The following is a 17,870-nucleotide window of genomic DNA, read 5'->3' as shown; positions in this document are numbered from 1 at the left end:
CCCGCGCCCCCCCGGCGCGGGCCCCGGGGGGCCCCGCGGAGGGGGCGGCCGCGCCCCGCGGGACCCCTCTCGGGCCCCCGCGCGCGCGGCGAGGGCCCGGGCCGGGGCGGCGGGCGTCGGCGCCCGCGCCGCCATGGCGGCGGCGTGCTCGCTCGCGGCGTTGCCGGCCTTGGCGCGGGCGGCCACGCCCTGGAGGATGCCGACCAGCCGGAACAGGTTGTAGGCGAAGTACCAGTCGAGGTCGGGCAGGGCGACGCGATCCGCGGCCCGGCAGTAGAGCGCCACCGCCTCGTCCCGGGTCGGGATGCCGAGGGTTGGCAGTTCGAGGCCGCCGAGGCTGCTGCGCCCGTCGGCGGGCAGTTCCCAATGCATCAGCAGGTAGCTGAAATCGGCGAGCGGATCGCCCAGCGTCGACAGCTCCCAATCGAGCACCGCGCCGACGCCGCCGTCGGGGGAAAAGATCAGGTTGTCGAGGCGGTAATCGCCGTGGACGATGGCCGCGCCCTGCTGCTCGGGCACGGTGCGGGGCAGCCAGGCGATCAGGCGCTCGACATCCTCCAGCCGACCATCCTCGGCGGCGCGGTACTGGCGGGTCCAGCGGTCGACCTGCCGGGCGAAGTAGTTGCCGGGCTTGCCGTAATCGGCGAGTCCGGCCGCCTCCGGGTCGATCGCGTGGAGGCGGGCCAGCGTCGCGATCATCATGGCGTAGTGGCGGTGCCGGGCATGCGGGTCGAGGCCGGGCAGGGTGCCGTCCCAATGCACGGTGCCGCCCACCGCCTCCATCACGTAGAAGGCCGCGCCGATGATGGTTTCGTCTTCGCAGAGCGCGAAGGCGCGCGGGACGGGAAACCCCTCGCCGTAGAGCGCGCCGATCACCCGGAACTCGCGGTCCACCGCGTGCGCGGAGGGCAGGAGCGGCCCGAACGGCTTGCGCCGTAGCACATAGGCCTGGCCCGGCGTCTCCAGCCGATAGGTCGGGTTCGACTGGCCGCCGCGGAACTGCTGCACGGTGAGGGGACCGGCATAGTCGCGGACGTGCTCGGCCAGCCAGGCGGCCAGCCGGGCCTCGTCGATCCAATGGCGGGGCTCGACCGGCTTCACGCCGGAGAAGGCGTCGGGGCCGCTCATGTACCCTCCCGGGCATTGGTGTAACGCGCGAATTCGAGGCGGGCGATGGAGCGGTTGTGCACCTCGTCCGGCCCGTCGGCCAGCCGCAGGGTGCGGATATGGGCGTACATCCTGGCCAGTCCGAAATCCTCGGACACGCCGGCGCCGCCATGGGCCTGGATCGCGTCGTCGATCACCTTGAGGGCGATCCGCGGGGCGGCGACCTTGATCATGGCGATCTCGAGCTTGGCGCCCTTGGCGCCGACCTTGTCCATCATGTCGGCGGCCTTGAGACAGAGCAGCCGGGTCATCTCGATGTCGATCCGCGCCTCTGCGACCCGCTGCTCCCAGACCGATTGCTCGCTGATGCGCTTGCCGAAGGCGACCCGCGAAACGAGGCGCCGGGCCATGGCCTCGAGCGCCGCCTCGGCGACCCCGATGGTGCGCATGCAATGGTGGATGCGCCCCGGCCCGAGCCGCCCCTGCGCAATCTCGAAGCCGCGCCCCTCGCCGAGGATCAGGTTCTCGGCCGGGACGCGCACGGTCTCCAGCACCACCTCGCCGTGGCCCTTGGGCGCGTCCTCGTAGCCGAAGACCGGCAGCAGACGCTCGACCCGCAGGCCAGGCGCATCCATCGGCACCAGAATCTGCGATTGCTGCCGGTGCCGGGGCGCGTCCGGATCGGTCTTGCCCATCAGGATCGCGATCCTGCAGCGCGGATCGCCGACGCCGGTGGACCACCATTTGCGCCCGTCGATGACGTACTGGTCGCCGTCGCGGCGGATCACGGTCTCGATGTTGGTGGCGTCCGAGGAAGCGACGTCGGGCTCGGTCATCAGGAAGGCCGAGCGGATTTTTCCGTCCATCAGCGGCCGCAGCCAGCGTGCCTTCTGCTCCGGGCTGCCGTAGCGGTGCAGCACCTCCATGTTGCCGGTGTCGGGCGCCGCGCAGTTGAAGCATTCCGACGCGATCCCGACCTTGCCCATTTCCTCGGCGCAGAGCGCGTAATCAAGGTTCGTCAGGCCGGCGCCGCGGTATTCATCGGTGTCGTGCTCGGGGGAGGGCGGCAGGAACAGGTTCCACAGGCCCTCGCCGCGGGCCTTGTCCTTGAGGCGCTCCATCGTGGGCGCGGGTTCGTGGCTCGCCGCCCGCTCGGCCGCGACCGCAGCGGCGGCCGGCAGGATCGCGTCGGCGATGAAGGCGCGGACCCGGGTCAGCCAGTGCGTCTGGGATGGGGAGAGGTCGAAATCCACGCTATCCGCTCCCCGATGTTGTTCTGATGGGATCCGCGCATCTCCCTCCCCCCTCTGCGGGGGAGGGTGGCCCCTGCGTCAGCAGGGGTCGGGAGAAGGGAGCGCGGTTTCCGGATGGAGTGTTTCGAACGCGGCTGCCCCATCCTGCACCGTCGCTCCCCTCTCCCGAACCTCTTCGGGGCCCACCCTCCCCCGCAGAGGGGGGAGGGAGAGCGGCGCGTGCGACCACATTCCTCACAAATACTTCGCCCCCATCTCGCCGGCGAACCGGTCCGGCGGGCCTTCCCAGACGATGCGGGCCTGTTCCAGCACGTAGACCCGGTCGGCATGGGGGAGCGCGAAGGTGACGTTCTGCTCGCCGAGCAGGACGGTGATCGGCGTGGTCTGGCGCAGGCGCTCCAGGGCCTTCGACAGCAGCTCCAGGATCACCGGGGCGAGGCCGAGCGTCGGCTCGTCGAGGATCAGGAGGCGCGGGCGCATCATCCCGGCGCGGGCGATGGTCAGCATCTGCTGCTCGCCGCCGGACAGCGTCCGGGCGGTCTGGGTCTCCCGGGCCTTGAGGATCGGGAACAGCTCGTAGAGCCAGTCGCGCTGCTTGGCGCTCTCGGCCTTCGGGAAGTGCTGGCCGCCGAGATCGAGGTTCTCGCGAACATTGAGGTCGCCGAACAGCTCGCGGGTCTCGGGCACCTGGACGATGCCGGCCCGGGCGATCGCGGCGGGGCTTAAACGGGCGAGATCCCGGCCGTCGAACCGGATCGTGCCGGTATGCGGGACCAGCCCCGAGATGGCGTTGAACAGGGTGGTCTTGCCGGCGCCGTTGAGGCCGACCACCGAGACGAACTCGCCCTCGTGGACGTGGATCGCGGCGCTGCGCAGCGCCTGCGCCTTGCCGTAGAGCACGTCGACATTCTCGACCGTGAGCAGCGATTCCAGCTTGAAGGCGGCCTCGGGCCGGGCCGCGGTCTCGATGCTGCCGCCGAGATAGACCCGGCGCACGGTCGGGTCGGCCATCACGGAGTCGGCCGAGCCCTCGGCGATGCGCTCGCCGAGATACATGGCGAAGACTCGGTCCACGAGGGCCGCGACGCTCTTCACGTTGTGGTCGACGAGGAGCACCGCCTTGCCCTCGTCGCGAAAACCCCGGATCAGCTCGGAGAAGGCCGCGACCTCGCCCCCGGTCAGGCCCGCGAACGGCTCGTCCACCAGCACCACTTTCGGGTCGCGGGCGATCGCCTTGGCGAGCTCCAGCCGGCGCAGATCCGCGAAGGGCAGGGTGCCGGGGCGCCGATCCGCCACGGCGCCGAGGCCGACGCGCTCGGCGATGTCTCTTGCGCGGCGCGCGACGTGGGGATCCGCGGCCAGGCGGAGCAGGCTGTCGGGCAGGAGCGCGAGGCTGATGTTCTCCAGCACGGTCTGCCGCTGGAGCGGGCGGGCGTGCTGGAACACGAGGCCGACGCCAGAGCGGGCGACCCGGTGGGCCGGCAGCCCGCCGATCTCGGCGCCGTCGAGGCGGATCGAGCCGGCGCTCGGCCGCTCCAGCCCCATGATCAGCTTCATCACGGTGGACTTGCCCGAGCCGTTCGGCCCGATCAGCCCCAGGATCTCGCCGGGCCGCAGGTCGAGGTCGATGTCCTTGACGGCGACGAGGCCGCCGAAGCGCTTGGTCAGGCCGCGCACCGTGAGGCAGGGCTGGGCGAGGGACGCGGTCCGCGGGGGCGTCGGGCGGACGGCGACGGTCATCGTGCTCTCCGGACGGATGCGAGGCCGAGCAGTCCCGAGGGCACGAACAGGATGACGAGCAGCGCCACCGCCGAGACCACGAAGGTCGAGAGCGCGCCGAGCGGCCGGAGCAGCTCGCCCGCGGCGATCAGGAACACCGCCCCCAGCGCAGCGCCCACGATGGTCCGGCGTCCGCCGAGCACCGCGGCGATGATCACCTGCACGCCCACCGCGGTGTCGATCAGCGTGCCGACCGAGGCGGTGCCCATGTAGAAGACCACCAATCCGCCCGCGAGGCCCGAGAAGGCGGCGCTGACCGCGAAGGCCGCGAGCTTGTGCTTGGCGACGTTGAAGCCGAGCGCGCCGGTCACGATCGGGTCCTGGCCGGCGGCCTGGAGGATCAGCCCCACGGGCGAGCGGGCGATGGCGGTGAGCACCAGACCGGCAAACGCCATGAAGCCGAGTGCGATCCAGTAATTGGTGTCGGCGTCGATGGAGATCACGTCGGGCACGGTGAGCCCGATCTCGCCGCCGGTGATGCCGGAGAACACCACGATCATGTTCTGCAGGAGCAGCACCGCGACCAGCGTGATCAGCCCGAAATACGGCCCCCGCACCTTCAGGGTCGGCAGCGCCAGGGCCAGCCCACCGACCACCGCCAGCACCGTCCCGGCCGCCAGGCAGTAGGGGATCGGCACTTCGTAGCGGTTGTTGAGGATGCCGGCCCCGTAGGCCCCGAGTCCGATCAGGAAGGTCGGTCCGAAATTGACCTCGCCGGCGAAGCCGAACAGCAGGTCCCAGGCCATGGCGAAGACGCCGAAATAATACGCGATGGTCAGGAGCCCGAGGATGTAGCCCGAGACCCACCAGGGCAGGAACGCGGCCAGGGCGAGCGCCAGGAGCGCGACCCAGAAGCCCGGGGTGGTGAGGAGCTTCATGAGCGGGTCCATCCTCCGCGCGTTGCCCTCCCCCTTTGCGGGGGAGGGTGGGCCGGCCGTGAGGCCGGGTCGGGAGAGGGGAGCGCGGTGTCCGAAGAAGGCGTGACGCCCGATCCATCCTGCATCGTCGCGCTGCCCCTCTCCCGACCCCCTTCGGGGGCCACCCTCCCCCGCAGAGGGGGGAGGGCGTGCCACGGAGGTCGCGCGCCTCCCATTCGGACCACGGGCGGACAAGTCCCCAAAAAACCATCACCGCCGCCCCAGCAGGCCCTGCGGGCGCAGGTACATCACGGCCACGAGCAGCAGCAGCGCCGGGATCACCCGGTAGGCCGGGGAGATCAGGTAGGCGGTGGCGGTCTCGAGATAGCCGACCACATAGGCCGCGATCAGCGAGCCGGTGACGCTGCCGAGGCCCCCCAGCACCACGATCGAGAAGGCGCTCGCGGTGAGCGGCCCCACCGAGTAGGACGAGACCCCCAGGAACATCCCGAGCAGCACCCCGGCGATGCCGGCGAGCAGCCCGTAGATCGCCCAGACCGCGACGTAGATCCGGGACATGTCGTGGCCGAGCAGCGTGACCCCGCGGGGGTTCATGGAGGCGGCGAGCAGGACCTTGCCGGCCCGCGCCTTGTTCACGAACACCCAGAGCAGACCGATCACGATCCAGCAGATCACCGCGGTGAAGATCTCGTTCTTCGGCGTGCGGACTCCGGCGATCTCGATCACCCCCTCGACGATCGGCAGCACCGTCTTCGGGTTGTCGGTGAAGAAGTAGGCGACCAGCTCTTGGATCATGATGCCCCAGAGCAGGGTGCCGGTGAGCACGAAGATCTCTTTCTCCTCCCGGGGGATCGCCTTGCTGCGCTCGATCGGGGCGACGATGGCGAAGTAGGTGACCAAAGCGGCAGCCAGCCCGCACAGGATGCCGATGCCGGCGCCCGCGTAGGAGCCGAGGCCGAACTGGGACGAGGCCGCCCAGGCGGCGACCGCGGCCATCACCATCAGCGCGCCGTGCGAGAGGTTGAGCACGCCGGAGACGCCGAAGATCAGGGTGAAGCCCATCGCGCCGAGCGCGTAGAGCGCCGAGATCGCGAAGCCGTCGACGAGGATCTGGAGCCCGATCATGGTTTTGGGACTCTCGCGTCGCGATTACTGGACCGCCGGCTTCACAGCGGGTGGCAGGATCAATGTCCCGTTGGCCACCGCCGCCGGCCAGATCGCGACCTGCTTGCCCGCCTGCCATTGCGCCAGCAGCCCGGTGACGAAGCCCTGCCCGTACTTGATCGAGTGGGTGAAGGTCTCGTCCTTGCCGTAGAACTGGATGCGCCCGACCGTGCCGAGCCAGTCGGTCTTCTCCAGGGCGTCCACTAGCTTGTCGGCATCGGTGCTACCGGCGCGCTTCACCGCATCCGCGGCGTAATGCATGGCGTCGTAGGCCATGTAGCCCGCGTAGGACGGGGCGCCGCCGAAGCGCTTGATGTAGGCGTCGGTGAAGGCGTTCGTCTTCTCGGTCATCGCCACACCGGGGACCGCGATGGCGTCGAACAGCACGCCCTGGGTGCCGCCGTTGGTGTTGGCCCAGAAGGCCGAGGAGGTCGCCTGGCCGCTGATGCCGGTCATGGCGATCGGCACCTGCTGGTTCTGCCACTGCACCGTCGGCTGCACGCCGACATGGGCGATGCCGGTGACGATCAGGTCGGGCTTGGCCGCCTCGATCTTGTTGTAGATCGGCGTGAAATCGCCCGTATCCGGCGAGAACCGGACATGCTCCACCACCTTGAGCCCCGCCTTGGGCAGGCATTCCTCATAGGCCGCGTCGAGCGGGCGGGTCCAGGCCGCGTCCTCGCTCATGATCGCCGCGGATTTCGCCTTCAGCAGCCCGACCAGGGCGTCCTTGGCCGAGTCGCAGACCGATTGCGCCAGGGCGTGCGAGGTCAGGTAGCCGTGGAAGGTGTAGCGGTTGCGCGCATAGTCCTTGTGCACCGCGACGCTGATCTCGTTGGAGGCCGCCCCGGGCGTGATCATCGGGGTCTTGAGGCGGGCCGACCACGGCATCAGCGCCAGCACGACCTCGGAGATGTAGCTGGCGATGACGAGGTTGACCTTGTCCTCGCTGACCGCCCTCTGGAAGGCACGGACCGCGTCGGAGGCCGAACTCTTGTCGTCGTAGGTCACGACCTGGATCTGGCGCCCGTCGACGCCGCCCTGGGCGTTGATCTCGTCGGCAGCGAGCTGGACCGCCTTCGGGATCGCGGAACCGGCCACCGATTGCGCCTCGGCGATCACACCGATCTTGATCGGGTCGGCAGCGCGGGCCGGTCCCGAGAGCATCAAGCCCGCCGCGAGCAGCACGGGCAGCGTGCGCCGAATCGGGGCATGCCGAGCGACGACGCGCACGGTCTCGGACATCGGCGATTCCTCATCCCAGTGCCCGAATTTTTTATTCGCGGGCTTGGGATGAACTGTATCCGTGCCAAGCCAGATCACAAGACCTGCGTCGGGATTGGCCGGTGACGTTTCGGCCGAGTCGTTTTCCGCCGGGGGTATCGACTCACGCAGCGCCGTCCTAGGCTCGGAGCGGCTTCGCGAAACGCGGGCTCGACGGCCTCGAAGAAGGGCGACGCACAGGTGAGGAACGCACACTCGGCCGCGGCCGGGGTTCGCCCCGGACCGCGGCCCCGGATTCCCGCAACGCGACCCGCCCAGCGGCATCGGTCGCGGGGACGGCGCGAATGAGCCTGCGCTGGACCCGGCGCCCCGAGGGCTCGACCTGGGGGGATTTCGGCCCCGACGACGAGCTCGGGCGGCTGAACCTCCTGACCCCCGAGAAGGTGCGCCAGGGTGTCGCCGAGGTGCGCGAGGGCCTGACCTTCTGCCTCAGCCTGCCCCTCGACCTGCCGGGCGGCAACGTCCTCAACCCGCGCCGCCATCCGCCGCAGATCACCCCGACCCGGCGGGCCAACGGCCGGCCGAACATGAACTTCCCGGTCTGCGAGGAGGTCGACGGCGCCACCGACGTGATCTGCGACGACCGCGCGCTGATCCATCTGCAATACTCGACGCAGTGGGATTCGCTCGCCCATGTCGGCGCGCTGTTCGATGCCGACGGCGCGGGCGCGGCACCGACCTTCTACAACGGTTTTCGCGGCGGCCGGGACATTGTCGGGCCGAGCACGCCCGAGGCGGCCGACCAGCCGTCCCGGGCGAAAAAACTCGGGATCGAGCGCCTGGCCGAAGTCGGCATGCAGGGCCGCACCGTGATGATCGACCTGCGCGCCCATCTCGGCGACGCCAAGGTCAAGGTCGGCTACGACCAGCTCGCCCGGATCCTCGAGGCCGACGGCGTCGTGATCGAGCCCGGCGACATGGTCTGCCTGCATACCGGCTTCGCCGAGCGGCTGATCGCCATGGGCGGCACGCCCGATCCGAAGCAGGTCCACAACCTCTGCGCCGGCCTCGACGGCCGGGACCCGCGGCTCCTCGATTGGATCACCCGCTCGGGCCTCTGCGCGCTGATCGCCGACAACTACGCCGTCGAGGCCTATCCGGCCGGGGCGGGGCCGGCCTGCTGCGCGACCCTGCCGCTCCACGAGCACTGCCTGTTCAAGCTCGGGGTCAATCTCGGCGAGCTGTGGCACCTGACGCCGCTGGCCGACTGGCTGCGCGCCCATGACCGCTACCGGTTCCTGCTCACCGCGCCGCCGCTGCGCCTGCCGGGCGCGGTCGGCTCGCCGACGACGCCGATCGCGACGGTCTGAAGGGACGGCATCATGGAGATCGCGATCGTCGGCGGCGGCCTGATGGGGCACGGCATCGCCCTGGTGCTGGCGCTCCACGGGCACGGCGTGCGGATCACCGACACGGATGCGCAGACCCGCGCCCGGGTGCCGACGCTCATGGAATCGGCGCTGGCAACCCTGCAGGAGGCGGGCGCCGCACCGGACGGCTGGGACGCCCCCCGGCTCGCCCAGGCCGTCCGGGTCGAGGCGGACCTCGAACCGGTGGTGGCGGGCGCCGGCCTGGTCATCGAGGCGATCACCGAGAACCCGGAGGCCAAGCGGGCGCTGTTTTCCGATCTCGACCGGCTCTGCGCACGTGACGCGATCCTGGCCAGCAACACCAGCTACCTCGACGTCTTCCCGCAGATCCCGCAGGCCCGGCAGGCCCGGGCGCTGGTCATGCACTGGTATACGCCGCCCTACATCGTCGATCTCGTCGACGTGGTCCCAGGCCCCGGCACGGATCCGGCGGTGGTCGCGGCGATGCGCGACCTCGTGCTCGGCCTCGGCCAGGTGCCGATCGTGCTCAAGCGCTTCATCCCCGGCTACGTCGCCAACCGGATCCAATCGGCGATCAGCGCGGAGGTGTTCCGGCTGCTGGACGAGGGCATCGCCGAGCCGCGGGACATCGACGACGCGATCATCCACGGGCTCAGCTTACGCATCCCGATCCTCGGCCACCTCGCCAAGGCGGATTTTACCGGGCTGGACCTGACCCGGCGGGCCCTGGCGAACGGCAGCTACGCGCCGCCGCCGGCCCGGACCCGGTCGGAGACCCTGGACGCGCTCTGCGCCGAGGGCCGGACCGGGGTGATGGCGGGGCGCGGCTATTTCGATTGGGGCGGGCGCGAGCCGGCGGAGCTGTTCCGCGCGTGCGACCGCAAGCTCCTGGCGCTCAAGACGGCGATGGCCGGGATCGGCCGGATGGAGGGCACATGATCGGCGCGGACCTGTCCGGACGGCGCATCCTCGTCACCGGCGCCTCCTCGGGCATCGGGCTGGCGACGGCGACGCTGTTCGCCCGCAACGGCGCCAGCGTGGCGCTGAACCACCTGCCCGACGATCCCCGCGGCCCCGCGGAGGCTGAGCATCTCGCTGGCGAGGGCCTGGCCGTGATGGCGCTCCCCGGGGACGTGTCCCAGCCCGGCGCGGCCGAGGCGATGGTGACGGCCGGGATCGCGGCGCTCGGCGGCCTCGACGTGCTGGTCAACAATGCTGGGACCTCCGGCACCACCGCGCCGATCGCCTTCGAGGACCTCGACGCGATGACCGAAGAGTTTTGGCAGACGATCCTGGCGACGAACCTGATCGGCCCGTACCGCTGTTCGCGGGCCGCGGCGGCCAGCCTGAAAGAAAACCGCGGGGCGATCGTCAACACCGCCTCGGTGGCGGGGCTCGGGCGGCGGGGCTCCTCGATCGCCTATTCGGCCAGCAAGGCCGGCCTGATCAACCTGACCCGCAGCCTCGCCCGGGCGCTGGCCCCGGACGTGCGGGTCAACGCCGTCGCCCCCGGCCTCGTCGCCACGTCCTGGACCGAGCCCTGGCCGGAGGCGCGCAAGGCCGCCACCGTGCAGCACACGATGCTGCGCCGCATGGCCCGGCCCGAGGACATCGCCGAGACGATTTTCTTCCTGGCCGCGGGGGCCGCCTACATCACCGGCGAGACCATCACGGTGGATGGCGGGGCGCTATAGCGCGGCTCGCCTCCGCCCAGGCGGCCACCCGGTTTCGCCCATCGTGGATCGAGGCACGCTCTCGTCCCCCTTGCGGGGAAGAGCCGGAGGTGGGGGTGGTTCAGGATCGAGCGGCCCGGTGCCGTCTGCACGACCCCCACCCCTAACCCCTCCCCGCAAGGGGGAGGGGAAAACCCTGCAGCATCAGGAACAGGGCCAGGGAGAAAAGCATGTCCCGGACGACCGTCATCACCTGCGCCCTCACGGGCTCGTTCGACACGCCAAAGAAGAACCCGGCGGTGCCGGTGAGCCCCGAAGCCATCGCGCAATCGGCCCTGGAAGCCGCCGCCGCCGGGGCCGCGGTGGTCCACATCCATGTCCGCGATCCCGAGACCGCCGCGCCCAGCATGGCGCTCGCCCATTACCGCGAGGTGGTCGAGCGGATCCGCGAGCGGAACGCGTCCGTGATCCTCAATCTCACCACCGGGGCCGGGGGCCGGTTCGTGCCCGGCGACCCCGACCCGTCGGTGGCCGGCCCCGGCACCACCTTCATGTCGCCCGAGACCCGCACCCGGCACGTGTCGGCGCTGCGCCCCGAGATCTGCACCCTCGACGTCGCCACGATGAATTTCGGCGAGCACCTGTTCCTCAACACCCCCGCGCACCTGCGGGCCATGGCGGGCCAGATCCGCGCGGTCGGGGTGAGGCCGGAGATCGAGGTGTTCGATCTCGGCCAGATCGAGCTGGCCCGGCACATGATCGCGGAGGGGCATCTGGCGCGGCCACCCCTGTTCCAGATCTGCCTCGGCATCCCCTGGGGGGCGCCCGCGACGCCGGAGGCCCTGGTGGCGATGCGCGCCCGGCTGCCCGAGGACGCGATCTGGTCGGCCTTCGGCATCGGCCGGGAGGAATACCCGATGCTGGCGGTGGCCGCCGGCATGGGCGGCAATGTCCGGGTTGGGCTGGAGGACAACCTGTACCTGTCCCGGGGCGTGCTCGCGCCCAGCAACGCCGCCCTGGTGGAGAAGGCCGTGAGCCTGCTGGCCCATCTCGACCGCGAGCCGGCCACGCCGGACGAGGCGCGGGCGATTTTTGGGCTGGCGCCGCGTGAGTGAGGGGTCCACGCTTCGCGGGTAGCGCCGCAGGCCGAAGTTGAGGGCGGGTCGCCGTTCCAGTGCGGGCTCGGGGATTCACATATCGGGTCTGCAGAAGACACAGGAAGCACTGCGGCTTTCCCTCCCCCCCTCTGCGGGGGAGGGTGGCCCCCGAAAGGGGGTCGGGAGAGGGGAGCGACGGTGCAGAATGAAGCTCCGGCGCGCACGCTTGCTCCGCGCCCTTTCCTGAACCCGGGTTCCCCTCTCCCGACCCCTGCTCACGCAGGGGCCACCCTCCCCCGCAGAGGGGGGAGGGAGACGCGCTTGGGTTAGCCTTGGCCCTCATCCGGCAGCGATGTGTCAATCCGCTAGCCCGGACGGGTGACGGGCCTGTCGTGTTTCGCACGGACCGGTCCGCGAACATCCGAGGACTGTCCAGGCGTATCGGCGGCCACCTGGCCCTGACGGATCGCCCGCATCCTCTCACCCGCCCGTATCGGCCTCGGGAGAGGCCAGATAAGCTGTATTGGGACGCCACGCGAGCGACGAACAACGTCGCCGCGTACAAAAAGACAGGGAGTGAGACATGACGGTCCGCCACTGCGCCGCGGCACTGACGGGGCTTCTCTGCGCGCTCGGGGCCGGGGCGGCCCTGGCGGCCGACCTCGTGCCGGTGAAGATCGGCGTGCTGAACGACCGCTCCGGCGTCTACTTCGATTCCACCGGGGAGGGCGCGGTGGTGGCTGCCCGCATGGCCGTGGAGGATTTCAAGCCGGAGACGCACGGGCTGAAGGTCGAGGTCGTAGCCGCCGACCACCAGAACAAGCCCGATGTCGGCGCCTCGGTCGCCCGGCAATGGTACGACCGCGACGGCGTCGATGCGGTGTTCGACGTGCCGACCTCCTCGGTGGCGCTCGCCATCGCGCAGATCACCAAGGAGAAGAACAAGGCCTTCGTGAATTCCGGCGGCGGCACCGCCGACCTGACCGGACCGGCCTGCACCCCCAACACCGTGCACTGGACCTACGACACCGCTGCGCTCGCCAACGGCACCGGCAAGGCCATGCTCAAGCGCGGCGGCAAGACCTGGTACTTCATCACCGCCGACTACGCCTTCGGCCTCGCCCTGGAGCGCGACACCAAGGCGGTGGTGGAGAAGAACGGCGGCACGATCGTGGGCGGCGTCCGCACGCCGTTCCCGAACCCGGATTTCTCCTCGTTCCTGCTCCAGGCGCAGGGCTCGGGGGCGCAGGTGATCGGCTTGGCCGATGCCGGGCTCGACGCCGCCACCGCGATCAAGCAGGCCCACGAATTCGGCATCCGCCAGGGCGGCCAGAAGATCGCGGCCCTGCTCATCGCCGACACCGACATCCACGCGCTCGGCCTGGAGGTGGCGCAGGGGCTGGAATTCACCGCGCCGTTCTACTGGGACATGAACGACGGCACCCGCGCCTTCGCGGCCCGGTTCGAGCAGCGCATGCCGGGCAAGAAACCGACCGCCTACCAGGCCGGCGTGTATGCCGGGTTGCTCCACTACCTCAAGGGGGTGGAGGCCCTGAAATCCGCCAAGGACGGCGCCGCGGTGGTCGCCAAGATGAAGGAGCTCCCCACCGACGATCCGCTGTTCGGCAAGGGCTACATCCGCCCCGACGGGCGCAAGATCCACCCGATGTACCTGTTCGAGGCCAAGGCGCCCGGCGAGTCGAAGGGCGGCTGGGACCTCTACAAGCTCCTGGAGACCATCCCCGGCGAGCAGGCGTTTCGGCCGATGAGCGAGGGCGGCTGCCCGATGGTGGCCGGCCTGTCGGCGAAGTAGGCGCTCAGGCCGCCCCGATCCCGTCGAGGGCCGCCATGGCTTCGGTGGGCAGGTTGAGCGCGGCCGCCGCGAGGTTCTCGCGCAGGTGGCCGAGCGAGGACGTGCCCGGGATCAGCAGGATGTTGGGCGCCCGGCGCAGAAGCCAGGCCAGCGCCACCTGCATGGGCGTCGCCCCGAGACGGGCGGCGACCTCCGACAGGACGCTGGATTGCAGCGGGCTGAAGCCGCCGAGCGGGAAGAACGGCACGTAGGCGGTCCCGGCCTCGGCCAACTCGTCGATCAGGGCGTCGTCGGCCCGGTGCGCGAGGTTGTACTGGTTCTGCACGCAGACGATCTCGGTGATGCGCCGGCCCTCGGCGACCTGCCGCCGGGTCGCGTTGCTCAGACCGATCCGCCGGATCAGGCCCCGGCGCTGCAAGTCGGCCAGCACGGTCAGCGGCGCCTCGATCGAGCCTTCCGCCGGGCCATGGACGTCGAACATCAGGCGCAGGTTGACCACGTCGAGGACGTCGACGCCGAGATTGCGCAGGTTGTCGTGCACCGCCTGGGTCAGCGCCTCGGCCGAGAAGGCCGGGTTCCACGAGGCGTCGGCCCCACGCTTGGCGCCGACCTTCGTGACGATCGTGAGATGGTCCGGATAGGGATGGAGCGCCGCGCGGATGATCTGGTTGGTGACGTGCGGCCCGTAGAAATCGCTGGTATCGATGTGGTCGACGCCCTCGGCCACCGCCGCGCGCAGCACGGCGAGGGCCGCATCCCGGTCCTTCGGCGGCCCGAAGACGCCGGGCCCGGCGAGCTGCATGGCACCGTATCCCAGCCGCTTCACGGTGCGGTCGCCGAGTGAGACGGTGCCGGCTGTAGCAAGGTCGATCATGGTTCGTCTCCGTTGTTCGCTCCGGATGTAGACCCGCCCGACTGATCGGATAAGCAGGGATAATCGGCACGGGCTGTTCGGGATGGCGAACGATGGCGGCGGATCTCGCGGACCTGGCGGCCTTCGTGACCGTGGCGCGGGCCGGCGGGTTTCGCGAGGGCGCCCGCGGCAGCGGCGCCAGCGCGTCGAGCCTCAGCGAGGCGGTGCGCCGGCTGGAAACGCGCCTCGGCGTGCGTCTCCTGAACCGCACCACCCGCAGCGTCGCGCCGACCGAGGCCGGCGCCGGCCTGCTCGAGCGGCTCGGGCCGGCGCTGGGCGAGGTCGAGGCCGCCCTCGACGTGGTGAACGGGTTCCGCGACCGGCCGGCCGGACCGCTCCGGCTCAACGTGCCGCTGAGCGCGGCGCGCCTCGTCCTTCCCGCAATCGTGCCGCCGTTCCTTTCGGCCTATCCCGAGATCCGGCTCGAAATCGTGGTCGAGGACGGCTTCGTCGACGTGCTGGCGGCAGGCTGCGACGCCGGCATCCGCTACGACGAGCGCCTGGAGCAGGACATGATCGCCGTGCCGATCGGCCCGCGGCGGCAGCGTTTCGCCACCGCGGCGGCCCCGTCCTATCTCGACCGGCGCGGCCGCCCCGAGCATCCGCGCGACCTCCTGGCCCATGAGTGCCTGCTGGGCCGGTTCCCGAGCGGCAGCCTGACGGCGCCGTGGGAGTTCGAGCGCGCCGGGGAGATCGTCCGCGTGGACCCGTCCGGCCCGTTGATCGTGCGCGTCGGGGCCAGCGATCTCGTCGTCGCGGCGGCCGTCGCGGGGACCGGGATCGTCCATCTCTTCGAGGACTGGCTGCGCCCGTACCTCGACAGCGGCGTCCTGGAGCCTGTGCTCGAACCCTGGTGGCAGGTCTTCTCCGGCCCGTTCCTCTACTTCCCCGGCTGCCGGCACCTCCCGGCGCCGCTGCGGCCCTTCGTCGATTTCATCGCGGCACGCCCATCCGGGCTCAGTCCGGCAGCGCGAACACCGTGAGCTGGCCGCCGGGCGCGGTGTACTGCGACAAAGCCGCGTAGCCGCCGACCGCGCCCGAGCCGTCGGCCGGGTCGGTCAGGCCGGCGGCCAGCCCGATGCCCGCCCAGCCGCCGATCCCGGAGAGCACCGCCACGTATTGCCGGCCGTTATGCGCGTAGGTGGTGACGTTGCCGACGATGCCGGACGGCGTCTTGAAGCGGTAGAGCTCGTGCCCGTCCCGGGCGTCCACGGCCTTCAGATACCCTTCGAGCGTGCCGTAGAACACGACGTTGCCGGCCGTCGCCAGCGCCCCGGACCAGACCGAGAACGGCTCCGGGATCGTCCAGGCGATTTTGCCCTTCGCCCCGTCCCAGGCGATGAACGCGCCGGTCCGGTCGGAGCCCTCGGGCGGGTGCAGGGTCAGCGTCGCGCCGACATAGGGCTGGCCCGGCGTGTAGCGCACCCGGAATGCCTCGTAATCCATGCACATGTGGTTGGTCGGCACGTAGAACAGACGGGTCACCGGCGAGTAGGCGGCCGGCTGCTGGTTCTTGGCGCCGAGCGCCCCGGGGCAGATGTTCTTGGTGACCTCCTCCTCGTCGGCCTCGCCCGGCGCGTAGCGCTTATCGACCACCGGCCTGCCGTAGCCCGGCGAGGCGCGGTCCAGGTCGATCCGGCTCGCCCAGTTGACGCTGGGATCGAATTTTTCGGCCACCAGCACCGCGCCGGTGGCGCGGTCGAGGGTGTAGCCGAAACCGTTGCGGTCGAAATGGGTCAGCACCCGGCGCGGGCGCCCGTCGATCACCTGCTCGGTCAGGATCATCTCGTTGACCCCGTCATAGTCCCACTGGTCGTGGGGGGTCATCTGGTAGACCCAGCGGGCGATCCCGGTCTCGGGGTCGCGGGCGATGATCGCCATCGTCCAGCGGTTGTCGCCGGGCCGCTGGGCCGGGTTCCAGGTCGCCGGGTTGCCGGTGCCGTAATAGACGAGGTTCAGATCCGGGTCGTAGGAGAACCAGCCCCAGCTGCAGCCGCCGCCGATCGTCCACTGGTCGCCCTCCCAGCTCCTGAGCGAGGAATCCCGGCCGATCGGGCGCCCGAGCTCGGTGGTCTTCTCCGGATCGACCAGCATGTCGGCATCCGGTCCGGTGGCGTAGGCGCGCCAGAGGCGCTTGCCGCTCGCCTGGTCGTAGGCGGTGACGTGGCAGCGGGCGCCGTACTCGCCCCCGGCAATGCCGACGATGAGCTTGCCGTGCACCGGCAGGACCGTGGCGGTGTTGGTCTCGCCCTTGGCCGGGTCGCCGTTCCGCACGGACCACAGGACCCGGCCGGTCTCGGGATCCAGGGCCACGACGGTGGTGTCGGCCAGCTGCAGGAACAGCCGTCCCTCCGCGTAGGCGAGGCCGCGGGAGACCGTGTCGCAGCACATGACCGCGATCACGCCCGCATCCTGGCGCGGGGCGTAGCGCCAGAGGATCTTGCCGTCCTGGTCGAGATCGAGGGCGTAGACCAGGTTCGGGAACGGGGTGTGCACGAACATCCGGTGCCCGACCACGATCGGCGCGCCCTCGTGCCCGCGCAGCACGCCGGTCGAGAAGGTCCAGGCGACCTTGAGGCGCCCGACATTGCCGGCATCGATCTGGGCGAGGTCGGAATAGCGGGTGTTGGCGAAATCCAGGGTCTGGAGGACGGGCGGATCCTGCGCGCACGCGGCGCCAATCAGGCCGGCAAGCACCAGGGTCGCCAGGATCGGAACGCGCATGCTCGGACTCCACCGCGCGCTGCCCAGCGCGGCGGCGCCGGCCTCATACACCGCCTGTCTGCACCCGCCGCCCGGATCGCCACCGCGGCCAAGCGTCCGGGCCCGGCGTCACATCCGCTCTTTGACGATCTCCTCGGCCTGGAGGTCCGGCTCGTGGCCGGCCGCGTGCAGCAGCGGCACCACCGCCGCGGCGTCCGGGGCGACGCTGTAGCTGAGGTCCAGCCCCTCGCGGATGAAGCCGTGGCCGCGCATGTGCTCGAACAGGGCGAGCAGCGGCGCCCAGAAGTCGGCCACCGAGACCAGCACCACCGGCTTGCGGTGCTGCCCGAGCTGCGCCCAGGTCAGCTGCTCGACCAGCTCCTCCAGGGTGCCGATGCCTCCCGGCAGGGTCACGAAGGCGTCCGAACGCTCGAACATCAGGCGCTTGCGGGTGTGCATGTCGGGCACCACCACGGTCTCCTGCACGGCGTCGAGCATGTGCTCGCGCGCCTGCAGGAAGTCCGGAATGATGCCGGTGACATGGCCGCCGGCCTCCAGGGCGGCGCGCGCCACGGCGCCCATCAGGCCGACGTCGCCGCCACCGTAGACCAAGCCCATCCCGGCTTGCGCGATCGCCGTCCCAAGGGTCTCCGCGGCATCGCGAAACGCCGGGTCTCCGCCGAAGCCGGAGCCGCAATAGACGCAGACTGTCCTCACCGGGGCCATCCGGCACCCTCCATCACGCAACCGTTGCGAGCCGTCGAAAAAGAGCCCCGCGCCCGGCGCTCCACGCGCCAAACTGCTGAATTCGCGTGGGATTCACCCGCCGAAGCGGCGGGACGGCTTGGTGTCGCGACCATGTACGGTATTATGGG

General features: G+C 70.7%; 15 protein-coding genes. 6 read left to right on the top strand and 9 right to left on the bottom strand.

Going from position 1 to position 17,870, the window contains the following annotated elements:
- The 6 genes from AO398_RS03890 to AO398_RS03865 form a co-directional block, all read right to left on the bottom strand.
- Positions 1 to 1,128 (bottom strand): phosphotransferase family protein (locus AO398_RS03890; protein ID WP_244498656.1); only part of this gene is annotated, 1,128 nt, incomplete at its 3' end.
- The gene (locus AO398_RS03885; RefSeq protein WP_058190721.1) at positions 1,125 to 2,360 is read right to left on the bottom strand and encodes an acyl-CoA dehydrogenase family protein; all 1,236 of its coding nucleotides are present in this window, start codon (positions 2,358 to 2,360) and stop codon (positions 1,125 to 1,127) included. The genes AO398_RS03885 and AO398_RS03890, both read right to left, overlap by 4 nt.
- A gap of 234 nt (positions 2,361 to 2,594) precedes the next feature.
- Positions 2,595 to 4,100 carry an ATP-binding cassette domain-containing protein gene (locus tag AO398_RS03880; RefSeq protein ID WP_058190720.1) on the bottom strand — a complete coding sequence of 502 codons (1,506 nt, stop codon included), beginning with the start codon at positions 4,098 to 4,100 and terminating at the stop codon, positions 2,595 to 2,597.
- Positions 4,097 to 5,017 carry a branched-chain amino acid ABC transporter permease gene (locus AO398_RS03875; RefSeq protein ID WP_058190719.1) on the bottom strand — a complete coding sequence of 307 codons (921 nt, stop codon included), beginning with the start codon at positions 5,015 to 5,017 and terminating at the stop codon, positions 4,097 to 4,099. The genes AO398_RS03880 and AO398_RS03875 overlap by 4 nt, the downstream gene beginning before the upstream one ends.
- 249 nt (positions 5,018 to 5,266) lie before the next feature.
- Positions 5,267 to 6,142, bottom strand: a complete 876-nt coding sequence (locus AO398_RS03870) for a branched-chain amino acid ABC transporter permease (protein WP_058190718.1) — start codon at positions 6,140 to 6,142, stop codon at positions 5,267 to 5,269.
- Positions 6,143 to 6,166: 24 nt separating this feature from the next.
- Positions 6,167 to 7,426 (bottom strand): ABC transporter substrate-binding protein, encoded by a 1,260-nt coding sequence (locus AO398_RS03865; protein ID WP_058190717.1) that lies wholly within the window; start codon positions 7,424 to 7,426, stop codon positions 6,167 to 6,169.
- 323 nt (positions 7,427 to 7,749) lie between these two features.
- On the opposite strand from AO398_RS03865, the gene AO398_RS03860 reads away from it, so the two are divergent.
- From AO398_RS03860 to AO398_RS03840, 5 genes are all read left to right on the top strand, one after another.
- Positions 7,750 to 8,775, top strand: coding sequence for a cyclase family protein (locus AO398_RS03860; protein ID WP_058190716.1), 1,026 nt, complete (start codon positions 7,750 to 7,752; stop codon positions 8,773 to 8,775).
- A gap of 9 nt (positions 8,776 to 8,784) precedes the next feature.
- Positions 8,785 to 9,735 carry a 3-hydroxyacyl-CoA dehydrogenase family protein gene (locus AO398_RS03855; RefSeq protein ID WP_058190715.1) on the top strand — a complete coding sequence of 317 codons (951 nt, stop codon included), beginning with the start codon at positions 8,785 to 8,787 and terminating at the stop codon, positions 9,733 to 9,735.
- Complete coding sequence (locus AO398_RS03850; protein WP_058190714.1) at positions 9,732 to 10,490, top strand: SDR family oxidoreductase; 759 nt, start codon at positions 9,732 to 9,734, stop codon at positions 10,488 to 10,490. The genes AO398_RS03855 and AO398_RS03850 overlap by 4 nt, the downstream gene beginning before the upstream one ends.
- Positions 10,491 to 10,699: 209 nt before the next feature.
- A complete protein-coding gene (locus AO398_RS03845) occupies positions 10,700 to 11,584 on the top strand; it encodes a 3-keto-5-aminohexanoate cleavage protein (RefSeq protein WP_058190713.1) in 885 nt (294 codons plus the stop codon).
- Positions 11,585 to 12,149: 565 nt separating this feature from the next.
- Positions 12,150 to 13,379 (top strand): ABC transporter substrate-binding protein, encoded by a 1,230-nt coding sequence (locus tag AO398_RS03840; protein ID WP_058190712.1) that lies wholly within the window; start codon positions 12,150 to 12,152, stop codon positions 13,377 to 13,379.
- A 4-nt stretch (positions 13,380 to 13,383) separates the two neighbouring features.
- On the opposite strand, the gene AO398_RS03835 is transcribed toward AO398_RS03840, so the two are convergent.
- Positions 13,384 to 14,253, bottom strand: coding sequence for an aldo/keto reductase family oxidoreductase (locus AO398_RS03835; protein ID WP_058190711.1), 870 nt, complete (start codon positions 14,251 to 14,253; stop codon positions 13,384 to 13,386).
- Between the two features lie 92 nt (positions 14,254 to 14,345).
- On the opposite strand from AO398_RS03835, the gene AO398_RS03830 reads away from it, so the two are divergent.
- Positions 14,346 to 15,275, top strand: coding sequence for a LysR family transcriptional regulator (locus AO398_RS03830; protein WP_058190710.1), 930 nt, complete (start codon positions 14,346 to 14,348; stop codon positions 15,273 to 15,275).
- Here AO398_RS03830 and AO398_RS03825 read toward each other — a convergent pair.
- Together AO398_RS03825 and AO398_RS03820 are read right to left on the bottom strand one after the other, a co-directional pair.
- On the bottom strand, positions 15,250 to 17,016 hold the full coding sequence (locus tag AO398_RS03825) for a methanol/ethanol family PQQ-dependent dehydrogenase (protein WP_152997396.1): 1,767 nt from the start codon (positions 17,014 to 17,016) through the stop codon (positions 15,250 to 15,252). The genes AO398_RS03830 and AO398_RS03825 overlap by 26 nt on opposite strands.
- A gap of 108 nt (positions 17,017 to 17,124) precedes the next feature.
- Positions 17,125 to 17,721, bottom strand: a complete 597-nt coding sequence (locus tag AO398_RS03820) for a TIGR00730 family Rossman fold protein (RefSeq protein WP_058190709.1) — start codon at positions 17,719 to 17,721, stop codon at positions 17,125 to 17,127.
- Positions 17,722 to 17,870: the final 149 nt, after the last annotated feature.

This window comes from Methylobacterium sp. GXS13, from assembly GCF_001455965.1.
In the GTDB taxonomy this organism is placed as follows: Bacteria; Pseudomonadota; Alphaproteobacteria; order Rhizobiales; family Beijerinckiaceae; genus Methylobacterium.
This window is presented reverse-complemented; position numbering and strand designations above follow the sequence as displayed.

Excerpts from the sequence above, each read along its gene's own strand:
- AO398_RS03875 (WP_058190719.1), bottom strand. The coding sequence starts at position 5,017 with ATGAAGCTCCTCACCACCCCGGGCTTCTGGGTCGCGCTCCTGGCGCTC.
- AO398_RS03840 (WP_058190712.1), top strand. The coding sequence starts at position 12,150 with ATGACGGTCCGCCACTGCGCCGCGGCACTGACGGGGCTTCTCTGCGCG.
- AO398_RS03835 (WP_058190711.1), bottom strand. The coding sequence starts at position 14,253 with ATGATCGACCTTGCTACAGCCGGCACCGTCTCACTCGGCGACCGCACC.
- AO398_RS03820 (WP_058190709.1), bottom strand. The coding sequence starts at position 17,721 with ATGGCCCCGGTGAGGACAGTCTGCGTCTATTGCGGCTCCGGCTTCGGC.
- AO398_RS03830 (WP_058190710.1), top strand. The coding sequence starts at position 14,346 with ATGGCGGCGGATCTCGCGGACCTGGCGGCCTTCGTGACCGTGGCGCGG.
- AO398_RS03865 (WP_058190717.1), bottom strand. The coding sequence starts at position 7,426 with ATGTCCGAGACCGTGCGCGTCGTCGCTCGGCATGCCCCGATTCGGCGC.
- AO398_RS03850 (WP_058190714.1), top strand. The coding sequence starts at position 9,732 with ATGATCGGCGCGGACCTGTCCGGACGGCGCATCCTCGTCACCGGCGCC.
- AO398_RS03880 (WP_058190720.1), bottom strand. The coding sequence starts at position 4,100 with ATGACCGTCGCCGTCCGCCCGACGCCCCCGCGGACCGCGTCCCTCGCC.
- AO398_RS03845 (WP_058190713.1), top strand. The coding sequence starts at position 10,700 with ATGTCCCGGACGACCGTCATCACCTGCGCCCTCACGGGCTCGTTCGAC.
- AO398_RS03825 (WP_152997396.1), bottom strand. The coding sequence starts at position 17,016 with ATGCGCGTTCCGATCCTGGCGACCCTGGTGCTTGCCGGCCTGATTGGC.
- AO398_RS03860 (WP_058190716.1), top strand. The coding sequence starts at position 7,750 with ATGAGCCTGCGCTGGACCCGGCGCCCCGAGGGCTCGACCTGGGGGGAT.
- AO398_RS03870 (WP_058190718.1), bottom strand. The coding sequence starts at position 6,142 with ATGATCGGGCTCCAGATCCTCGTCGACGGCTTCGCGATCTCGGCGCTC.